Here is a 20,365-nt window from a genome sequence, read left to right on the forward strand (position 1 = left end):
CCATTCGAGTCTAGTGCCTTTGTCTCCTGTCGCCGTAAAATCCGGCCCGCCTCAGGCTGTGGCCAGCTCGCCGAGAAATACCGCCAATATCACACCGATTGCAGTCGCCACACCGGCCATATGATGATCCTCTTTATAGGCCTTGGGAAAAACCTCGGTGGCGAGCGAGGCGACCACCGCGCCAGCGGCGAAACAGCGGGTCGCGGCCAACACATGCGGCGAGACGCCTTCCAGCGCGAAATATCCGATGATCGCTGCTGCCGACAAGATCAGCGCGGTCATTGCCCAGAGCCCCAGCGTCTTGCCTCTGGACAGCCCGTTGCCGACCATCTGCTTGGCGCCGCCTGCGGCTTCGGGAAGGTTGGACAGCAGGATCGATCCGGCCAGCGCCGCCACTTCGATCGGCGCCGCCCCGATCAGGGCCACCCCGAGCGCCAGATTTTCCGGCACACCGTCGAGCGTAATCGCGGCCAGTAAACCGCCGCCGCCTTCCGCGCCCCATTTTTCATCAATCCAGTAATCGACGACGGAGAACACAACCGCTCCGGCCGCCACCGAGCCCAGCCCGACCCAGAGATTGCTTTGCTCGACGGCGGGCTGGATCATCTCGCTGACCAGAGAGACAATCAGCGCACCGCCGGCCAGGGCAATGACAAAGCCTTCGGTCTTGCTCGATATTTTCCCGTAGACACCCCAGAGAGCGCCCGCGATCAGAGCGGCTGACACCACCGCTACGACAAGAAAGGTCATCAACATGGATTGATAACACCCTTTCGCAAACTAGGTTGCCTCGACCATATCCCTGAGCTCGGTTTTCAATATCTTACCGATATGGCTGCGCGGCAGTTCGTCGATCAGGCGCAGTTCCGAAACCCGCTGGGTCTTGCCGAGATTCGCATTGGTCGCGGCTTTCAGCGCCTCCAGATCAAGCACCACACCGGCGTCCGCTACGACGAAGCCGACCGGCGTTTCGCCCCATTGCCGCGAAGCGACACCGATGACCGCCGCATCGGCGACACCCGGCTGCGCCATCAACGCTTCTTCCAGATCGCGCGGATAGATATTGAAACCACCCGAGATGATCATGTCCTTGGTCCGGCCCATCAGCGTGATAAAGCCATCCTCGTCGACCTTGCCGATATCGCCCATCCGCTGCCAGCGGTCGCCGTTCTCGTCATACCAGCTGGCTTCCTCGGTCTTCTCCGGCTGGTTTTTATAGCCCGACATCATCGTCTGTGACCGGCCGACCAGCTCGCCCATTTCGCCCGCCGGTAGCCGGTTGAGTTGCTCGTCGATCGTGATCACCTCGCTGCCGCCCCAGGCGATACCGACCGTGTGCAATTTGTCGGGATGCTCGTGGCACAGCAACAGGCAGACCACGCCGCCCTCGGTCATCGAATAAATCTCGATCAGCCCGCCCGGCATCCGCTTCAGCACTTCCGCCTTCAGCTCCGCCGAGAAAGGCGCGCTGGTGCAATATTTATGGGTCAGACCGCTGAGATCAAAATCGTCAAAGCCTTCATAATCCATCAGCCGCTGATATTGCACCGGCACCAGCATCGTGTGGCTGGCGCGATGCTCCTGCGCCAGTTCCAGCCAGCGCTGGCAATCGAATTTGCCCATCATGACCAGCGTCCCGCCATAGGCAATGGTCGGCGTGAACAGCGCCAGCGTCGTGTTCGAATAGAGCGGAGTCGACAGCAATGTGACCTGCCCCGGCTGACCATAGCCGGAGCCCTCTCCGACCGCCGCATGATACCAGCGCATCTGGCGGCTGTGGACAATGCCCTTGGGCGTGCCGGTGGTCCCGCTGGAATAGATGATATTATACGGGTCTTTCGGACCGGCACCGAGATCGACCGGCGTAGCGCCCTCGCCTGCCATCCAGTCCATGATCACCGGCGCGTCGTCCACAGCCTGATCGAGCATGACATGTCTGAGCGCAGGCAATTTCTCTCCGCTCTCGAGCAGCTCGGCGCGCTTGGCGCTGTCGATAAACAGATGCATCGCGCCGCTATCGGCCATCATGTTTGCCAGCTGCTTCGGAGTCGCCGAAGTGGTCAGTGGCGCTGCGCAACCGCCAGCAACAACCGCGCCTAGATAGGCCAGCGCATAGCGGACCGTGGTCGTCCCGAGGATCGCAACCGCCTGCCCTTTCTGTAGCCCATCGGCCTGCAACTGCGCCGCGATCCGGTTGACCTGTGCCGCGGTCTCCGCCCAGCTGAGCTTCTCCACACTGTCATCCAGCGCGATCCGGTCGGGCTGATTGACCGCATGGGCGTTGATGAGATCTGCGATTTGGCCAAAGGGCTGTTCGAGATAGCGAGCGGGATCAATATGTTTCATCAAGCGATTAATTCCGCATATCGGCTTGAGATGCAATCGCTTTCCGCACGGTTTGTTTATTTGAACAGTCGGGGAAGATTTTCACGCGAAGACGCCAAGGCGCTAAGGGTGATGGTTATTGGCGATGCGTTTGAGACCCAGTTTGAACGTGGGTGCGCCGAAATTCATCAAGCACGGCAACCTACCCAGCCACCAGCACCACATAGGTACTTTCGACCCAGCCGCTCTTGCACGGGCCGTCGTAATTGCGCTTGGCGCGCACCGGAGAGGATACGCCGCAATCTACAGTAGTGCCCGCATCACCTTCCGCTGCCGTCGGATCGGCTGGCTTGTCATAGACAATGCCGAGCCATTGCTGGTCGATGCTGCGGGTGCAGATATGGATGGTCTGGCCAGCCGAAAGGCTGTCGATTTTTTCTGCTGCATCAAAAGGCGCGCTGAGCACCGGCAGCGAGCCGCTGACATGGCGGCCGACTTCGCCGGTCGACTGGCAGGCGTCAAAACGCGGGCCGCCTTCGCCGATGCGCACCGGCTTGGCCGATGGTCCGGTCTCGACCCGTTCGGTCCGGCCGGTCGGGTTTTCCAGATAGGCGCTGCTTTCGGGCAGGTCATCGCTGACCTTGGAAGAGTCGGAGCAGCCGATGGTGGCCAGACATAATAAGGAAACGGCGAGCAGTTTTCTGTTCATGACCAGAGTTTAGCGCAAAAACAGGCCGCTTGGGAAGCTGCGAATAAATTGGGCTCGAACAGCCTTCGCGCGGCGCAGATCGACGCCTATCCGTATACCGTTCGTCCTGAGCCTGTCGAAGGACGCTGGAGACCGCGCAGGGGCTTCGACAGGCTCAGCACGAACGGACATGGCGCAACACTCATCGGAATTCACGCTCCCTCACAGCACAATCTGGGTCTGCGTCACCACCGCCACCAGCGTGCCATCCTCCAGCGTGATCTTCGTCTGCCAGACCGACTGGCGCCGGCCGGTCTTGAACGGAGTCGCCTCGCCATAGACGATGGAACCTTCCGGTGCCGCATTGAGGAAATTGGTCTTGCTTTCCGAGGTCGTGGTCCCGTTCGATCCTTCGGGCAGATTGGCAAATCCGCCAAACGCACCGAGCACATCGGCAAAGGTCATCACCGCGCCGCCGTGAATGCTGGGACTGCCCCGCCCGTTGCCAGCGGTGCAGATTTCGGGCCGCACCAGCATTTCCCCGCGCACCACGTCCTTGTCCATGGTGGTAATGACTATCCCCATGGTCTTGGCAAAGGGGACGATATCGGCCGGATTGGACATCATTTGATTCCTTTTCGATCTATTTGGCGCAAAAACGCTAATAAACGTGTTGTTTTGCACAAAGGCGCGACGGCGCAAAGCGCTTTTGGCCGAGGGGTTGAAGGCGCTGGCCTGCCCCCTGTTTTTCACCCCTATCCATTTTGATAATCGCGGCTTTGCGAGAGAATTAGGCCTGCAAAGCGAAACCAATATAAATATCTGATTTATAAGGATTTTAATATCGGAGAATCCTACATTTTCCTTGGGTTTGCCGGCTCCAGCGGCTATGGTCCCGCCATGAGTGACATTAGCAAAAACGAAACGCCGGAAGATGCTTCCAAATCTTCCAATCAAAACGAATATGGCGCAGATTCCATCAAGGTTCTCAAGGGCCTGGATGCAGTTCGCAAGCGCCCCGGCATGTATATCGGCGATACCGATGACGGCAGCGGTCTGCATCATATGGTGTTCGAGGTATCGGATAACGCGATCGACGAAGCCCTCGCTGGTCACTGCGACCTGATCCTGATCACGCTCAACGCCGACGGCAGCGTCTCGGTCGAGGACAACGGCCGCGGCATTCCAACCGGCATGCACACCGAAGAGGGCGTCTCGGCAGCCGAGGTCATCATGACCCAGCTACACGCAGGCGGCAAGTTCGAGAATACCTCCGACGACAATGCCTACAAGGTCTCCGGCGGCCTTCACGGCGTCGGCGTCTCGGTTGTCAACGCTCTGTCCGAATGGTTGGAGCTCGACATCTGGCGCGACGGCAAAGAGCATAATATGCGCTTCGAATTCGGCGATGCCGTGCGGCCTCTGGCGGTCGTCGGCGATGCTCCGGCAGCGGACAATAAAACCGGCTTCAAAAAGGGCACGAAAGTTACCTTTTTCCCGTCTCCCGCGACCTTCAAGATTACCGAATTCGATTTTGAAAAGCTCGAGCATCGCTACCGCGAACTCGCTTTCCTCAACAGCGGCGTCCACATCATCCTGCGCGACGCGCGGCATGAAGAAATTAAAGAAATCGACCTCTTTTACGAAGGCGGAATCGCAGCGTTCGTTCAATATCTCGATCGCAACAAGACCCCGCTGGTGCCCGAACCGATCGCCATTCACGGCGACCGCGACGATGTCATCATCGACGTCGCGCTGGAATGGAATGACAGCTATTATGAAAATGTCCTCTGCTTCACCAACAACATCCCGCAGCGCGACGGCGGCACCCATCTGGCGGCCTTCCGCTCGGCGCTGACCCGGACGCTGAACAATTATGCCGAAAGCTCCGGCGCGCTGAAGAAAGAAAAGGTCAAGCTGACCGGCGACGACATGCGCGAAGGTCTGAGCGCGATTGTTTCAGTCAAGTTGCCTGATCCCAAATTCGGTTCACAGACCAAGGACAAGCTGGTCTCCTCCGAAGTGCGCCAGCCACTGGAAAGCCTGATGGCTGACAAGCTGGCCGAATGGCTCGAGGAAAACCCGCAGAATGCCGCTATGGTGATCCAGAAAGTGATCGACGCCGCCGCTGCCCGCGAAGCCGCGAAAAAAGCGCGCGAGCTGACCCGGCGTAAAGGAGCGATGGACATTGCTTCGCTGCCCGGCAAGCTGGCCGATTGCCGCGAAAAAGACGCGAGCAAATGCGAACTCTTTCTGGTGGAAGGGGACTCCGCTGGCGGGTCAGCCAAACAGGGCCGCGACAGCATGTATCAGGCGATCCTGCCGCTGAAGGGCAAAATCCTCAACGTCGAACGTGCCCGCTTTGACCGGATGCTCTCGTCCAAGGAAGTCGGCACGCTGATCCAGGCGATGGGCACCGGCATTGGCCGCGACGATTTCAATCTGGAAAAGCTGCGTTATCACAAGATCGTCATCATGACCGATGCTGACGTCGACGGCGCGCATATCCGTACCTTGCTGCTGACCTTCTTCTATCGGCAGATGCCGGAGATCATCCTCAACGGCCATCTCTACATCGCCCAGCCACCGCTTTACAAAGTCGGCAAGGGCAAGAGCGAAGTCTATCTCAAGGACGACAATGCGCTTGACCAATATCTGGTCGAAGCCGGCCTGAACGGCATGATCCTGCAAACCGGCGAAGGCGCGCGGAGCGGCGAAGATTTGCGCGGACTGATCGAACATGCCCGGAGAATGCGCAGCCTGATGACTTATGTGCCGCGCCGTTATGACAGCACGATTGTCGAAGGCATGGCGCTCACCGGCGCTCTCAATCCCGATCATGGCAATACGGAACGGCAAGCCGCAGTCGATGCGACCGCCGCCTGGATGGACAAGGTTGACGAAGAAGGCCGCTGGTCCGGTCAGGTTTCGGAAGAAGGCGGCTATCTGTTCCAGCGTTTCTGGCGCGGCGTCACCGACCATCATATCATCGAGGCAAAATTCCTGGAGAGCGCGGAAGGCCGCAAATTGCACCGTCTCGCGTCGGAAGAAACCGCCACCTATGGCAGCGGCAGCCGTCTGGTCAAATCGGCCGCCGGTGACAGCGATAGCAGCGATGATGTCGCTGTCGGGTCCGAAGGCACGCTGATCACCCGTCCGTCGGAACTGCTCGATACGGTGATGGCAGCGGGACGCAAAGGCCTCGCGATTTCCCGCTACAAAGGTCTAGGCGAAATGAACGCCGAACAGCTTTGGGAAACGACACTCGACCCCGAAGTGCGTTCGCTGCTTCAGGTAACCGTCGAACAGGCCGATGTGACCGATGATATCTTCACCAAGCTGATGGGCGAAGTGGTTGAACCGCGGCGCGAGTTCATCGTCGACAATGCCCTGAACGTAGCCAATCTGGACGTTTAGCATCTGCTGACGTTAGGCCTTTAGGCCATATGGCGAAAACTAGCCGGTGGGTTAAGTGTCTGCTGCAATGATGGCGAGACAGACATGAATCATAATCTCGGCAACGAGCAGGGTCGATGAGCCGCGTCATCGTCTGGTATGACGGCGCCTGCCCGCTGTGTATCCGGGAAATCTCGCTGATGCGCAGGCTAGACCGGCGCGACGCTGTTGCGTTCATTGATATTGCAACGCCTGCCGCATCCTGTCCGCTCAACCGGCAATTGATGCTCGACCGCTTTCATGCTTCGGAAGACGGACATATATTGTCCGGCGCAGCGGCGTTTGCCGCCATGTGGCGTGCGATTCCCGTCTTGAGGCCAATCGGCCAACTCGCCCGCATTCCGGGCGTGCTGCCGGTCCTTGAAGCCCTGTACAACCAGTTCCTCAAAATCCGACCGCACATCCAGAAGCGATTCAAGCCTGCAGACTGATATTAAGAAGCGGCGGCTACCGCGCCCATCATCAACTCCTGATCCTTGCGGGTCGGATTGCCACGCAGGCACAGACCGCCGTTCACCTGAAGATTCTCGCCGGTCATGAAACATTCGTCACTGGCCAGGAATACCGCAGCAGCGGCGATATCTTCGCTCGTACCGATGCGGCCAAGCGGATAGCGCGCTTCAAAAGACTCAACCAGTCCCGGCACCTGATCAACGCCCGCTGTCATTGGCGTACGCGTCAGGCCGGGAGAAATGCTGTTTGCCCGGATTCCCCTTTCACCAAATTCATGAGCGACGCAGCGAATGATATGATCCGTGGCCGCTTTCGTGCCCATATAGGCGGCATGGTCGTTGAGCATGATCGTCGCGGTGGCCGAACTGATCTGGATAATCGACCCGCCATTCTCCATCGCCTTGATCATTTCCTGATAAAATTGAAATGGCCCGACCAGTTGCAGCGCCGACATCGTTTCCAGCTCTTCCTTGGTATTTTCCAGGAAGGGCTTGAGAAGCCCCAGACCCGTCGCATTAATCGCTATATCTACGCCACCCATCTGGCTTTTTGCTGATTTCGCGAGCGCCTTGATATCCGCTTCACGGGTAAGGTCACAGAGCGCATAATGGCCATCAATCTCCGCAGCAAAGCGTTTCAGCTCTTCTTCCTTGCGGCCCGCGACCAGCACATCAGCGCCTTCATCGCGCAGACGCTTAGCAATGACTTGCCCCATATTGCCTTGGCCAGCAGCACCGAGAATGATCGCTTTTTTACCTTCGAGACGTCCCATAGAATCCGCTCCTTATATAGATTTTCCGTGTCTTCTAACGTTCTACCGGTGACCGATGCCACTCTCACAATGGCTATCCACCTTCACCCAAAAGAAAGGCCGGGAGCAGCAAGCTGTCCCGGCCAGTTCAGATCAACGGGAGGTTGATCAGAATTTAAATGCAGCTTCGACAAAGACTTGACGGCCGCGGTTTTGGGTCCAGACTTCATCATCACCCACGCCTGGTTCGAGGAACGGACGACCTGCGCTGGTGTTGATCCAGATTTCGTCGGTCAAGTTGACACCGACCAGAGACAATTTCCATTTACCGTCCGGATCACCAACAGAAATCGAACCATCAATCGACACATAACTGTCCTGTACAGTGTCGGATGCTGAATCTTCGTTGGTGAAATAGGATCCGCTATATTGCAGGTTACCGTTCAGCCCCAGTTCCAAAGCATTGCCCATCGGTACGGTCCAGTCAAATGCCGCATTTGCAGCAAATTTCGGCGCACGTGCTGCAGACCGGCCATTGATGTCTTCACCCGATGTCGTGACAAATGGCGCGGTAAACTCTGCATCGGTGTAAGCGATCGAACCGGAAAGGTTCAAACCCTCAACCGGCGTACGCCATCCCCATTCGACATCAACACCCTGCGTGGTAAGCTGGCTGGCGTTAAAGGTCTGGAACTGGACCGCTGCGGCATCGAAATTCTGTACCTGAAGATCATCAAATACATAATAGAAGACCGAAGTGTTCAAAGTGACGGTGCGGTCAGCAAACTGTGCCTTAACACCGATTTCGCCACCCAACCCTGTTTCGGAATCAAATTTCAATGCATCTGCAACGCCTTGGCGGACAGCCGGGTCCGGATCGTTAAATCCAAGCAGGCTGTTGGATGGCAACGCACTATTGTCGATGCCGCCCGATTTGAAACCGGTCTTGAAAGAAGCATAGACGTTGATATCCGGCGTCGCCTGATATTTGATCGATGCTTCCGGCGAGAAATTGGAGTCCGAGAATTTAATCGGTCCCGAGAAGAAGCCGCTGTTGATAAAGGCTGGCGTCGCAGACAGGAATGAATGGACATAAGGAACGCTAATTCTCGAAACCTTGCTTTCGTCGGTCCAGCGCACGCCACCGGACAGCTGCAACTGGTCGGTCAGATCCAGAGTCGCGCTGGCAAAAAACGATAGCGCTTCGGTTTTGGTGTTCTGCTTTTTATACCAGTCATAGGTAAAGCCGGTAACCGGATCAGGCGCGACGAACGAGATGTTCACACCCTGTTGCGATGTATTGAAATCGATATCGCGGGCTTCGTAAAATGCACCCAGCATGAAATTGAACATGCCGTCAAAATCACTGGTGATGCGCAATTCCTGGGTATATTGCTCGGTCTTGTTTACCGGGTCACTGCAACCTGCGTTGCCGGCAACACCGGGGGCAAGCGCACCGGTATAAGCGTAGCAATCGGTATCGACTGCATCCAGACTGAGATAGCCGGATACCGAAGACAATGTCAGCGTCTCGCTCAGATCAAGGTCCCACTTCAATCGGCCGAAGAAAATGTCCGTTTTCCCGAATGGAATGCCGTTTTCAAAACTCGTATTGTCACCACCTGAGCCGGTTGGAACATTGCTGACCAATGCTGCAGCACCGTCTGACATGCCGTAAAGACCATCAGTCGCATTACAATCCGCATTGGACGGAATAACAACCGCACCGGACAGCAAGTAAACGGGATCTGCGACGCCATTCGCGCCACAGCTGATGTCGGTGTGGGAATCGGCGCCATCGCTTCTGTTTCTGACGTAATTCAGTTTCAGATTTGCGTTGAAATTATCAACCGGATCCCATTGCAACGTTGCACGACCGACAAAATTGTTCAGGCCGCGGCTGTCTCTGAAAGTGCCATCAGGATTGAACGCCGGTGTACCGGGTTGGACTTTCACATAATCTTCAATGTCCTGATACTGCGCCGCTACGCGAATGCCGAGCGTGTCGGAGATCGGTCCGGAAATATGACCGCCGATGGTGTAGCCATTTTCTTCAAATTCGTAGGAAGCTTTGCCAGCCATTTCCCATTCCCGGGTCGGGTTGGCGGAACGGATCGCGAAAACACCAGCGGAAGCACTTTTACCGAAGAACAGAGATTGCGGTCCCTTGAGAATATCGATCTGCTCCACGTCAAAAAATCCGGCCTGGACGATCCGCATAGTGCTGACCTGAACGCCGTCAAAATCAAATGCCACGGCAGAGTCAAATGATGCGGAGATATTGGAAGAACCGACGCCCCTCAAGCTGATCTGGCCACCGGAACCGGAACCACCGACCTGGACGTTGAGAGCGGGAACCCGGCTCACGACATCAGCGATTTCATTAACCTGATATTTTTCCAGTGTAGCGCTACCGATCGCGGTGACGGTCACAGGCACTTCTTGCAAGGACTCTGTCTGTTTACGAGCAACAACGGTAATGACTCTGCTGTCATCAAATCCATCGGCATCCTGTGCCGACGCCGGAGCGGCGAGACCCGCAAACGCCAAAGTTGTAACGGAACCCAATAATAGGGATTTGACCGTCTTGTTTGCCAAGCCGGATTTGTTTCGCGACGAATATGTGGTCATTGCTCTCTCCCAAATTTGTCCGGTAAATTTGTCCCGAACCAAGTCATAATAATGTGGCGGTTTTCCATCGCCTTTCGATGGTCGGGTCTTAAGCGTGAGTTTCGGCTGGCTCTGCTAGCCAATTTGATAGCAAATATGGAAAAGCGTGTTCTTTGCGCAACATTTGTAGCTTTTCTGCCGAAAATCGGATTGGACCGCTAACGAAAATGGGGATGGTGCGGAGCGGGAACGCAAGGCCTATGGAGATCTAATCATCCAGCACGGGAGAAATATAATGGGCCGCCTCAGTGGGAAAATTGCCATCGTGACCGGAGCGGGTTCCGGCCTCGGAAAAGCGATCAGCGAATCATTTGCTGCAGAAGGCGCCCGGGTCGTGCTGACCGATATCGATTTGAAAGGCGCCACCAAAGTGGCCGACGCAATAGGTGTCAACGCTGTCGCGCTGCAGCAGGATGTTGTCGAGGAACAGCGTTGGGACGAAATATTTGCGGCAACGATCGACGTTTTCGGAACGCCTCACATTCTGGTCAACAACGCCGGTCTGGTAATTCCCGGGACCATTGAGGATTGCACCCTTGACCAGTTTCGCAAGCATAGCTCAATCATGCTTGACGGCGTTTTTCTGGGATGCCGCGCTGCGGTCAAGGCGATGAAAGCCAACGACCAGCCAAGCTCGATCATCAACCTCAGTTCGATGGCGGCCTTGCAGGGCTATTCCCCGTTCGTCGCCTATAGCGCCGCAAAAGGCGGTGTCCGGTCGATGACCAAATCCGTGGCCTTGCATTGCAAGGAACAGGATTATCCAATCCGCTGCAACAGCCTGCATCCCGCCGGCATAGACACGCCGATGGTGCGGCAGGATTCCGTCGGTGCGGAGGGCGGTGAAACACCCGCAACCGGGATGATAAAGATCGGTGACCTGGGCCACCCCAATGATGTCGCGGCTTTATGCGTCTATCTGGCGAGCGATGAATCGCGCTTCATGACCGCCGGTGAATATCCGGTCGACAATGGCGCGCTGTATAAGCCCGCCTGACCTCAGGAGGCGGCCGCGCCCATAGCGGCCACCATCTGGTTCTGGAATTCGGCGAGATCGAAATAGTCCCGCCATTTAGCGATTTTGCCATCGCGCATTTCGAACGTGCCCATCACGCGGATGGCAATCCACTGGCCGTTGACCCGGAACTTGTCGGTACGCTCGGTCAACACCGTGTCTCCTTCGGCAACAATATGGTGCACGATCCATTCCGCCCCGTCGGAGCCCATGCCGGAGCCGTCAAAAAACGCTTTGACCGCTCCAATGCCGACACAGGGCTCCATCGGGATATTATGGTAGAAAATATCGTCCGCCATGGCAGCATAGATCGCATCATAATCCAGCCGGTTCCAGGCATTGATGAAATCCAGAACCTGTTGCTTGCTGTCAGACATAACCGGTTTCCCCTTTATTCCGAAGGCGAGACATCGAGGATCATCTTGCCCTGGTTGGCGCCAGAGAAGAGCTTCATGAAGGCCGCATAGCTATTTTCGATTCCCTTATCGATATCCTCGTCATGCTTGATCTTGCCCTCGGCGAGCCATTGGCCCATTTCGGCAATCCCTTCGGCGAACCGAGGCGGATAATCGCGAACGAGGAAGCCCTTGATCGTGGCCTGACGCGAGATCAGATACCAGAGATTGCGAATACCGACGGGTTCAGGGCTGTTATACTCACTAATCAATCCGCATAATACGACGCGGCCATATTCATTGATCGCGGTAATCCCGGCATCGAGAATCTCGCCGCCGACATTTTCCCAGATGATATCAACACCATCGGGGGCTGCCGCCGCGATTTCCTTTTCGAGATCGGCCTGGCTCTTGCCGCGATAGTCTATAGCTGCATCGAAACCATAATCGTCAATCAGGCGGCGACATTTGTCAGCGCCACCGGCAATACCGACGACGCGGCAGCCCTTGATCTTGCCAATCTGGCCGACCAGCGAACCGACCGCACCGGCGGCTCCGGTTACCAGCAAGGTTTCGCCTGCCTTGGGCTTGCCATCATCCATCATACCGAAATAGGCGGTCATCCCGACTGCACCGAGCACGGACAGAAAATTGGTCGGCGAAGGAACCAGAGAAGCATCCACCGGCGACGTGAACCCGCCTGCCTGAACGATCGAATATTCTTCCATCGCGCCGAGACCGACAACCCATTGCCCAACCGGAAAATCGGGATTTTTGGACTCGGCAACTCTGCCGACACTGCTCGCCGTAACCGCTGCACCCAATGCGATTGGCGGCATATAGCTTTCCGCATCGCTCATCCAGCCGCGCTGGGCCGGATCAAGCGAGATATAATGATTGCGGACCAGAAACGAACCGTCTGAGAGTTCAGGCAAATCTTCCTCGACCAGCGCGAAATCGCTTTCCTTGGGTGCACCAATCGGACGACTGACGAGCGTGAATTTGCGGTTCGTGGTCATATATTATCCTTCATTCGCGATTTTATGTGATTTCTTGATTTTCTTGGCGAGCGACCATTTGTGGACTTCGGTCGGACCGTCATAGACGCGGAAAGCGCGCACTTCGCGGAACACCTGTTCGACCACCGTGTCCTTGCTCAGTCCCGTGCCGCCCATGACCTGCACGCAATTATCGGCGATTCGGAACAAGGCTTCGGAAACAGCGACCTTCGCCATCGAGCTTTCAGTGGTTCCCAGATCGCCTGTATCAAGTACCCCGGCGCACCAGTCGATCATTAGTTCGGCCTGCTTGAGGTCGATCTGGTTCTGCGCCAGCATGAAACCGACACCTTCGTGATCAATAAGCGGCTTGCCAAACGCATGCCGTTTGCACGCATAGTCAATCGCGATTTCCTGCGCCCGGTCACAGCAACCAAGCCAGCGCATGCAATGAGTCAGACGAGCCGGCGACAGTCGCACTTGCGCATATTTGAAACCTTCCCCGCTCTCGCCGAGCATCTGGTCTGCGGGAACGCGAAGATTGTCGATTTGCACAACCGAATGGCTACCCGGCATCGAGCTGTCGATCGTATCCAGTACCCGTTCGATTTTGATCGCCGGATCGGGAAGGTCGACAAGGAACATGGTCGCGCCTTCGGCGGATTTCGCCATGATGATCCCGACCTTTGCACCCTTGGCGCCGGTGATGAATGTCTTGCGACCGTTGATCACCCAGTGATTGCCGTCCGGTTCTGCGGTCGTTTGCATCATCATCGGATCGGAACCCGCGCCATTTTCACTAGCCGGTTCGGTCATGAAAAACGCGGAACGCTCTCTGCCGGAAACCAATGGCTCGAGGAAACGCTCCTGCTGTTCCGGCGAGGCGCATTTGCCGAGCAGATACATATTGCCCTCGTCGGGCGCGAATGTATTCACCGCCAACGGCCCCAAGGGGGACAATCCGGACTTGCGCAGCACCAGTGCCGTTTCGAGATGCGTCAAATGGCTGCCATCCTCACGGATATGCGGCGTCAGGACACCCGCTTCCCTGGCAAGCACACGCATTTCCTGAACGAGTTCGTCGGTCGGACCATGGTCCTCGCAGCGGGCGTCTTTTTCATAGGCAAAAATTTTGTCGCGAACGAATTTTTCCACCCGTTCGGCAATGTCATGCGCCTCGGCGCTGATTTCTTTGGTCATGGATTCTCCTATCTTTGGAGGATCGTTACGGCAGATACGCCCGGCGCGCCATAGACTTGGGTGTAAGCAGTTTTGGGATCGCCAGGCACCTGCCGCGCGCCCGCTGTTCCGCGCAATTGCACGACATTTTCATATACCTGTCGCAAACCGGACGCGCCAACCGGCTCGCCGCAAGCGAGACAACCGCCATCGGTGTTGATGGGCAATTGACCGGTAATATCGCTGCGGCCTTCGAGCAGCCACTGCTCCTGTTCGCCGGGCTTGCAAAAGCCGTTTTCCGCCATGTGCATGATTTCTGCGCCGGATTCCGTGTCCTGCAGCTGGGCGATATCAATATCTTCCGGCCCCATACCGGCCTGTTCGAAGGCCGCCTTGGAAGCTATTCCAGTTGCTGTCCCGCCGCGCTCGTTATCGATAGAAGCGGCAAAGACCTCGAAAGATCCAGCTGGCCGCGTCCGCATCACCGAAGATTTGAGGCGGATTATCGGAACACCCAATTCTCTCGCCTTCTTCTCGCTTGCCAATATGAGCGCGACAGCTCCCTCCGCCGGAGCACAGAACATATACTTGGTCAGCGGGTCGCAGATCATCGGCGCATTCATGATCGTTTCCAGATCGACCTCGCTGCGCCGCCACGCATGATCGGTTTTCACGCCGTTGCGAAAGGCTTTTTGAGCAACCCTGCCGAGAGTTTCCCGGCTGATATTATGCTCATGCAAATAGCGCATGATCTTCGCGCCGAAAAACTGGACGGTCAGCATGTAGCCGGCTTCGCCATACCAGTTGGGCAGACCGTAATCTGACGGGTCGGCGTTAAAGGCACCGCGCGGATGTTTGTCGAAACCGACCGCCATGCCCATTTCATATTCGCCTGACTTGATCGCGCTCACCGCTGCGTTGAGGGCCGAGCCGCCGGTCGCGCAGCCATTGGAAACATTGATGAACTGGATACCGGTCAATCCGAGCTGGGACACCATATTGTCCGCACTACCTGAGGCCGCAGAGCCGCCAAAGGCGAACTCGACGTCTTTCCATTCGATACCGCTATCGGCCAGTGCCTGTCTGACCGCGAAAATTCCCTGGTCCATGCCGTCGCGTCCTTCGGTCCGGCCAAAGGGGTGAATGCCTGCTCCTACGATGCAAACGTCTGACATGATTATTCTCCCTGAACAGGTTTAAAGGCATGGATGAGCAACTGCTCGTCGGACGGAGCATCGGGATCCAGCGGGATTACCGTAAACTCTACTTCCATGCCGATTTTAACATCGTCCGGCTCGACACCGGTCAAGCGCGATTCGACCATCGTCTGACCCGGCAGGCTGACATAGGCGACCACATATGGTTTGAATTTCTCCGGATCGGTGGGCCCGATATAGGGGGGCTTGGGCGGAAAACGCTGGACCGTATAGGTCCAGACCGTTCCGCGCGTGGCCAGTGCAATCGGCTCGATATTGTCAGCCGGATTCAATGGCAGGGGAAAAAATATCTGTCCGGTTTCCTTGTTTCGCGCACCGATGAGTGCGTTCATGTCCTCGGTAAACAGATTGTCGGCAATCGGTTGTGCGCTCACAAAGATCTCTCCCTTTTCTGCGAGTCCTATAAGAGGGAAAGCCGGCTGCCAATAACTGCCAAAACGGCTAGGATGGACCGGGATCAGTAGCCCGGATGCACCGCCAGCATGCCGCCGTCGACCAGCAGATCGCTGCCCGTGACAAAACTGCTGTCATCACCGGCCAGATATACGGCGGCGGCAGCCAGATCACTGCCCTGCCCGATTCGGTTCATTGGCGACATGGCGGCTGCTATTTCGACCATGCCGGGGACAGCCTCCGCGGCGGTATCGATAATAGCCGTGTGAGTCGCGCCAGGAACCAGATTGTTACACCGGATATTCAATCCACTCTGCGCACAATGAACCGCCACCGATTTGGACAACATCCGCACCGCGCTTTTGGAGGCCGTGTAGGTTACATCACCGGGGAGCGCCGCAAACGCACTGGTCGACGCAATATTGATGATCGAACCGCAAGAGCCACCGGGATTTTGTTTCATGGCGGCAATTGCCTTTTGGCAACCCAGCATGACGCCGGTCAGATTGATACCGAGCAAATGGTGCCAGCTATCAAGATCGACATCCTCGATATTCTTGCCGCTCACGATCCCGGCATTATTGACCAATATATCCAGCCGCCCATATTCACTTTGGACCTTGGCCATCACCTGATCCCATGCCTGGGCATCGGACACATCCTGAACCATGAATAGTGCCCCGACCTCGTCAGCAACGGACTGCCCCAGCTCTTCTTGGACATCGGTCGACAGGACTTTGGCGCCTTCTTTTACAAAGCGTGCGACGGTCGCAGCACCGATTCCCGATGCCCCGCCGGTCACTATCGCAACCTTGCCCTTCAATTGACCCGACATATTCTTCTCCCTATCAAATTCAGCAGAGGTTTATTGAGCCCCGACGCTCTAGTTCCGACATAATCTATTTTGAAAGGATGCTCGATGCTGACGCCGGAACATATGAAGCAAATTGTGGACCAATATCTGGCCGCGATAAACGCAGGCGACATGCCAGCGGTGATGACGATTTATGCCGATGATGCCGAAGTCGAAGACCCGATCGGCACAGAACCAAAACGTGGCGATGATATCCTGCAATTTTATATCGATGCCTTTTCCGGCGGCGCCAAGGTTGAACTGACCGGTCCCGTGCGCATTTCCGCAAAAGCAGCCGCCTTCCCGTTTCGCGCCGAAATCAATCGGCCGGACAATCAGATCCTCACCGTGGATGTCATCGATATATTCGAATTCGAACCAGCCGGAAAAGTGATCAAGATGACGGCCCATTTTGGCCCGGACAACGTAACCGTCCGAACCGCCTAGATCGCTCGGCGACGGATTAAAAACCGGAATTTTTTGCCCAGCGATCGCTGTGGAAGCCGGCGTCGCCAAACATCTGCTGGGCGACATGGACGCGCTTGAAATAGAGGCCGACATCATACTCGTCGGTCACGCCGATTCCTCCGTGCATCTGGATAGCCTCTTGTGTCGCAAGCTGGGCCACCTGACCGGTTTTTGCCTTGGCGAGTGAACAGGTCAGCCCCGCATTGTCAAAATCCTCGTCAAGATCTTTCAGCGATTTCAGCACGGCCGATTTCATCATTTCAATTTCGGTCGCCAAATGGGCGGCCCGATGTTGTAATCCCTGAAAGGACCCGATTTTCTGACCGAATTGCTCGCGTTCCTTGAGATAATCCGTAGTGACTCCGAAAACCTGTTGCGCCGAACCCGACATTTCGGCGCTCAGCACCGCGCGGCCGGCAGATAATATGCCTTCCAGTGCGGCAAACCCGCCATGCAGCTCACCCAATATGTCGTCGCCAGTGACTTCCAGACCGTCGACGGAAATATCCGCAGCATTGCGGCTGTCGACCATCGGCGTCTGATCGCGTGTAATTTCCGGTGCATCGGCATCCACCAGGAACAGGGTGATGCCATTTTCGTCGCCGTCCTCTCCCGAGGTGCGGGCAGCGATGATCAATTTGTCGGCAACATGGCCGTCGGCAACAAAGGTTTTTGTGCCTGAAAGGACGAAGCCGTTGCCCGCCGGTTTGGCCGAAAATGTGATTCGGCTCGGATTGTGTCGCGGGCCTTCGTCGACAGCCAGAGCAAATAGCTTCTCGCCGCTGCTGATAGCGGCCAGGTTTTCCTCTTTCTGCTTTTTGGTTCCATATTGCTGGATCGCCGTCGCGCCGAGAACGGAAGTGGAGAAAAACGGCGATGCAGTCAGATTGCGGCCCATTTGCTCGGCCAGCACACCGGCACCGACATAGCCGAAACCACTGCCGCCATGTGCTTCCTCGACGATGATTCCCGCCCATCCCATCTGGGCCATTTCGGTCCACAGTTCACGACGGAATCCGTCTGCAGGCTTGCCGTCGCGAACGCCACGGAATGCCGATACAGGTGCCTTTTCTATCAGGAACCCGTTTGCTGCATCCTGCAGCATTTGTTGTTCTTCGTTGAGTATCAGCGGCATGACTAATTCGCCCTATTGGCTCGGTAAACCCAAGACACGCTTGGAAATGATGTTGAATTGAACTTCGGTAGTGCCGCCAAGAATGGAATAGGCCCGGTTGTAGAGCCAGTTGTTGGCGAGGCTGCCATATTCGATGCCGTCTTCACCGATGATTGCTGCTGTCGTGCCTTCGATATCCATACGCAACTCGGTGCCGCGCTTGGTGAGCTCGGAAGCGACATATTTCAGCATCGACGATTTCGCCCCGAGGCCATTGCCCGCATCGGCTTCGTCGGTCAGCCGTTCAACGGTCAGATTATAGGCCCAGTTGTCGAGCTCTGCCTGCGCTATGCGCTGACGGAGGGAGGGATCGTCAAGACGTCCGGCCGCATCCAGTCCGATTTGTTCTGCGGCAAATTTGCCCAGACTTTCCGGCCCGGTAGTTCCCCGCAACGGCGACATGGTACCGAGCATCCCGCGTTCGTGCACCAGCAGGTTCTTCGCGACATCCCAGCCCCGATTAACCTCGCCGACGACCGACATATTATTGTCGCCATAGCTTTTCGGCACTTTGACATCGTCGAAGAATGTCTCGCAAAAAGGGGAATGGCCGGAAATAAGCACGATCGGCTTCACGCTAATGCCTTCGCTCGCCATATCGATCAGGATGAATGTGATACCCTGATGTTTGGGGGCGTCGAAATCCGTGCGCACCAGACAGAAAATCCAATCGGAAATATCTGCATTGGAGGTCCAGACCTTCTGGCCGTTGATCAGCCAGTGATCGCCCTTGTCCTCGCATCTGGTTTTGAGCGAAGCAAGATCCGATCCGGCTCCCGGTTCGGAATAACCCTGACACCAACGGATTTCTCCGCGGGCAATTCCGGTCAGATGCTGCTCTTTTTGTTCATGGGTACCAAAAGCAAGCAATGCGGGGCCGAGCATCGATATGCCAAAATTGCTCAGCGGCTTGCGTGCGTTGATCGCCTGTCGCTCTTCATCAAGAATTTTGGCTTCTTCGGAGGAAAGGCCCGCACCGCCATATTCCGTCGGCCAGGTTGGCACAGTATAGCCTTTGGCCAGCGCGCGCTCGAACCAGAGTTTCTGCGCTTCGGATTGGAATTCCCACTGACGTCCGCCCCAGCACTGGTTTTCCGCCGTAATATCCCCGTCCCGCATTTCTACGGGGCAATTTTCATCCAGCCAAGTCCGCGTCTCTGCGCGGAATTTTTCCAGATCGCTCATGACCTAACCTCTCGTGACAACAGTGTCATATGACAGCCTATCCGATGCGGGCACTGTGCATTTAACTAGCGATAACATCGACTACATCAATCCAGACGGAGCATTTGTTTGCCAAAATTCTGGCCGGCAAACAGCCGATTCAATGTTGCAGGAATATTGTCAAAACCGGTCTGGATATCTTCCTTGAAGGTAATCCTGCCCTCCTTGATCCATTGGCGCATACGTTTCTGCGCTTCCGGGAATTCGCTCCCGTAATCGTTCACGATGAAGCCGGACATGGTGGCGCGCTTGAAGATCAGATTGAAATAATTTTCTGGACCGGCAGGCAAGCCGCCTTGTTCGTAACGCGATATACCGCCGCAAATCGTGATACGGGCGTGCATCGCCAGATGGGCGAGCGCATCGTTGAGGATGCTGCCACCGACATTGTCGTAAAAGACGTTGATCGACTGTGGGCAATGCTCCTTCAGCTTCGCCCGGACATCGTCATTCTTATAGTCGATCGCCACGTCATAGCCGACTTCGTCGGTCAGCCATTTGCATTTTTCGTCACCGCCAGCGATGCCAATCGTCCGGCATCCGGCAATTTTGGCGATCTGGCCCACCATCGAACCGGTGGCACCAGCCGCTCCGGACACGACAACCGTGTCGCCTGGCTGAGGCCGGCCATGTTTCAGCAGGCCGAAATAGGCCGTCATCCCGGTGGTGCCGAGCGCCCCGAGATTGGCGGCCAGCAATTCATCGTCGGGAACCTTGTTCAGATCACCGCCACGAACATGGGCATAATCCTGCCAGCGCAACATGCCCATGACTTTATCGCCTGCGGCAAAGTCCGGATGCCGCGATTCGACAACGGTCCCTATCCCGGACGCGCGCATCACCTCGCCGATTTCGGTAGGGGCAACATAGCCGCCGATATTTTCCATCCAGCCCTTTTGGGCCGGATCGAAACCCAATATCTCGTTTTTAACCAACACATGACCTTCGGCACATTCCGGCACCTCGGTGACAACCTTCTTGAAATCATCAGCCAGCAGTCCGCGGCCTCTGGGACGTCCATTGATCAGCCATTGCCTGTTGTCGGTCATTTTCTCTCTCCATTGGAAGACTTGGCAACCTGTTAGACGGATTCCTTCAATCAACCG

19 protein-coding genes are annotated in these 20,365 nt (G+C 56.4%); 4 read left to right on the top strand and 15 right to left on the bottom strand.

From position 1 onward, the window contains the following. Window positions 1–51: 51 nt before the first annotated feature. The 4 genes from AAC060_RS08880 to AAC060_RS08895 form a co-directional block, all read right to left on the bottom strand. On the bottom strand, window positions 52–756 hold the full coding sequence (locus AAC060_RS08880) for a zinc transporter (RefSeq protein ID WP_339825147.1): 705 nt from the start codon (window positions 754–756) through the stop codon (window positions 52–54). Between the two features lie 24 nt (window positions 757–780). Then, window positions 781–2,346: a class I adenylate-forming enzyme family protein gene (locus AAC060_RS08885; protein ID WP_339825149.1), complete on the bottom strand. Its 1,566-nt coding sequence runs from the start codon at window positions 2,344–2,346 to the stop codon at window positions 781–783. 181 nt (window positions 2,347–2,527) lie between these two features. Continuing rightward, on the bottom strand, window positions 2,528–3,034 hold the full coding sequence (locus AAC060_RS08890; protein ID WP_339825151.1) for a hypothetical protein: 507 nt from the start codon (window positions 3,032–3,034) through the stop codon (window positions 2,528–2,530). A gap of 201 nt (window positions 3,035–3,235) precedes the next feature. Beyond that, entirely contained in the window at window positions 3,236–3,640 is a 405-nt protein-coding gene (locus tag AAC060_RS08895; protein WP_339825153.1) for a PaaI family thioesterase, read from the bottom strand. Window positions 3,641–3,913: 273 nt separating this feature from the next. On the opposite strand from AAC060_RS08895, the gene gyrB reads away from it, so the two are divergent. Together gyrB and AAC060_RS08905 are read left to right on the top strand one after the other, a co-directional pair. Continuing rightward, the gene (gyrB, locus tag AAC060_RS08900) at window positions 3,914–6,430 is read left to right on the top strand and encodes a DNA topoisomerase (ATP-hydrolyzing) subunit B (RefSeq protein ID WP_339825155.1); all 2,517 of its coding nucleotides are present in this window, start codon (window positions 3,914–3,916) and stop codon (window positions 6,428–6,430) included. A 116-nt stretch (window positions 6,431–6,546) separates the two neighbouring features. Continuing rightward, window positions 6,547–6,900: a DUF393 domain-containing protein gene (locus tag AAC060_RS08905; RefSeq protein WP_339825158.1), complete on the top strand. Its 354-nt coding sequence runs from the start codon at window positions 6,547–6,549 to the stop codon at window positions 6,898–6,900. A 2-nt stretch (window positions 6,901–6,902) separates the two neighbouring features. Here AAC060_RS08905 and AAC060_RS08910 read toward each other — a convergent pair whose 3' ends face one another. Beyond that, window positions 6,903–7,694, bottom strand: a complete 792-nt coding sequence (locus AAC060_RS08910) for an SDR family oxidoreductase (RefSeq protein ID WP_339825161.1) — start codon at window positions 7,692–7,694, stop codon at window positions 6,903–6,905. A 147-nt stretch (window positions 7,695–7,841) separates the two neighbouring features. Further along, the gene (locus tag AAC060_RS08915; protein WP_339825163.1) at window positions 7,842–10,304 is read right to left on the bottom strand and encodes a TonB-dependent receptor; all 2,463 of its coding nucleotides are present in this window, start codon (window positions 10,302–10,304) and stop codon (window positions 7,842–7,844) included. 274 nt (window positions 10,305–10,578) lie between these two features. On the opposite strand from AAC060_RS08915, the gene AAC060_RS08920 reads away from it, so the two are divergent. After that, a complete protein-coding gene (locus AAC060_RS08920; protein ID WP_339825165.1) occupies window positions 10,579–11,340 on the top strand; it encodes an SDR family oxidoreductase in 762 nt (253 codons plus the stop codon). 2 nt (window positions 11,341–11,342) lie between these two features. Here AAC060_RS08920 and AAC060_RS08925 read toward each other — a convergent pair whose 3' ends face one another. The 6 genes from AAC060_RS08925 to AAC060_RS08950 form a co-directional block, all read right to left on the bottom strand. Then, complete coding sequence (locus AAC060_RS08925; protein ID WP_339825167.1) at window positions 11,343–11,735, bottom strand: limonene-1,2-epoxide hydrolase family protein; 393 nt, start codon at window positions 11,733–11,735, stop codon at window positions 11,343–11,345. 14 nt (window positions 11,736–11,749) lie between these two features. After that, window positions 11,750–12,772 (bottom strand): NADP-dependent oxidoreductase, encoded by a 1,023-nt coding sequence (locus tag AAC060_RS08930; RefSeq protein ID WP_339825170.1) that lies wholly within the window; start codon window positions 12,770–12,772, stop codon window positions 11,750–11,752. A gap of 3 nt (window positions 12,773–12,775) precedes the next feature. Beyond that, window positions 12,776–13,951, bottom strand: coding sequence for an acyl-CoA dehydrogenase (locus AAC060_RS08935; protein ID WP_339825172.1), 1,176 nt, complete (start codon window positions 13,949–13,951; stop codon window positions 12,776–12,778). A gap of 8 nt (window positions 13,952–13,959) precedes the next feature. After that, window positions 13,960–15,108: a thiolase family protein gene (locus tag AAC060_RS08940; protein ID WP_339825555.1), complete on the bottom strand. Its 1,149-nt coding sequence runs from the start codon at window positions 15,106–15,108 to the stop codon at window positions 13,960–13,962. Beyond that, the gene (locus AAC060_RS08945; protein ID WP_339825174.1) at window positions 15,108–15,521 is read right to left on the bottom strand and encodes an OB-fold domain-containing protein; all 414 of its coding nucleotides are present in this window, start codon (window positions 15,519–15,521) and stop codon (window positions 15,108–15,110) included. Before AAC060_RS08945 ends, AAC060_RS08940 begins: the two co-directional genes overlap by 1 nt. A gap of 83 nt (window positions 15,522–15,604) precedes the next feature. Next, window positions 15,605–16,375, bottom strand: a complete 771-nt coding sequence (locus AAC060_RS08950; protein ID WP_339825176.1) for an SDR family oxidoreductase — start codon at window positions 16,373–16,375, stop codon at window positions 15,605–15,607. A gap of 84 nt (window positions 16,376–16,459) precedes the next feature. Between AAC060_RS08950 and AAC060_RS08955 the strand changes: the two genes are divergently transcribed. Beyond that, window positions 16,460–16,840: a nuclear transport factor 2 family protein gene (locus AAC060_RS08955; protein ID WP_339825178.1), complete on the top strand. Its 381-nt coding sequence runs from the start codon at window positions 16,460–16,462 to the stop codon at window positions 16,838–16,840. Between the two features lie 16 nt (window positions 16,841–16,856). Here AAC060_RS08955 and AAC060_RS08960 read toward each other — a convergent pair whose 3' ends face one another. The 3 genes from AAC060_RS08960 to AAC060_RS08970 all read right to left on the bottom strand — a co-directional run bounded on the left by AAC060_RS08960 (window position 16,857) and on the right by AAC060_RS08970 (window position 20,308). Then, the gene (locus AAC060_RS08960) at window positions 16,857–17,996 is read right to left on the bottom strand and encodes an acyl-CoA dehydrogenase (RefSeq protein WP_339825181.1); all 1,140 of its coding nucleotides are present in this window, start codon (window positions 17,994–17,996) and stop codon (window positions 16,857–16,859) included. 12 nt (window positions 17,997–18,008) lie between these two features. Further along, window positions 18,009–19,220: an acyl-CoA dehydrogenase family protein gene (locus AAC060_RS08965; protein ID WP_339825184.1), complete on the bottom strand. Its 1,212-nt coding sequence runs from the start codon at window positions 19,218–19,220 to the stop codon at window positions 18,009–18,011. A gap of 86 nt (window positions 19,221–19,306) precedes the next feature. Further along, complete coding sequence (locus AAC060_RS08970) at window positions 19,307–20,308, bottom strand: NADP-dependent oxidoreductase (RefSeq protein WP_339825186.1); 1,002 nt, start codon at window positions 20,306–20,308, stop codon at window positions 19,307–19,309. Window positions 20,309–20,365 lie beyond the last annotated feature (57 nt).

It is taken from the genome of uncultured Parasphingorhabdus sp. (genome assembly GCF_963975555.1).
GTDB lineage: Bacteria > Pseudomonadota > Alphaproteobacteria > Sphingomonadales > Sphingomonadaceae > Parasphingorhabdus.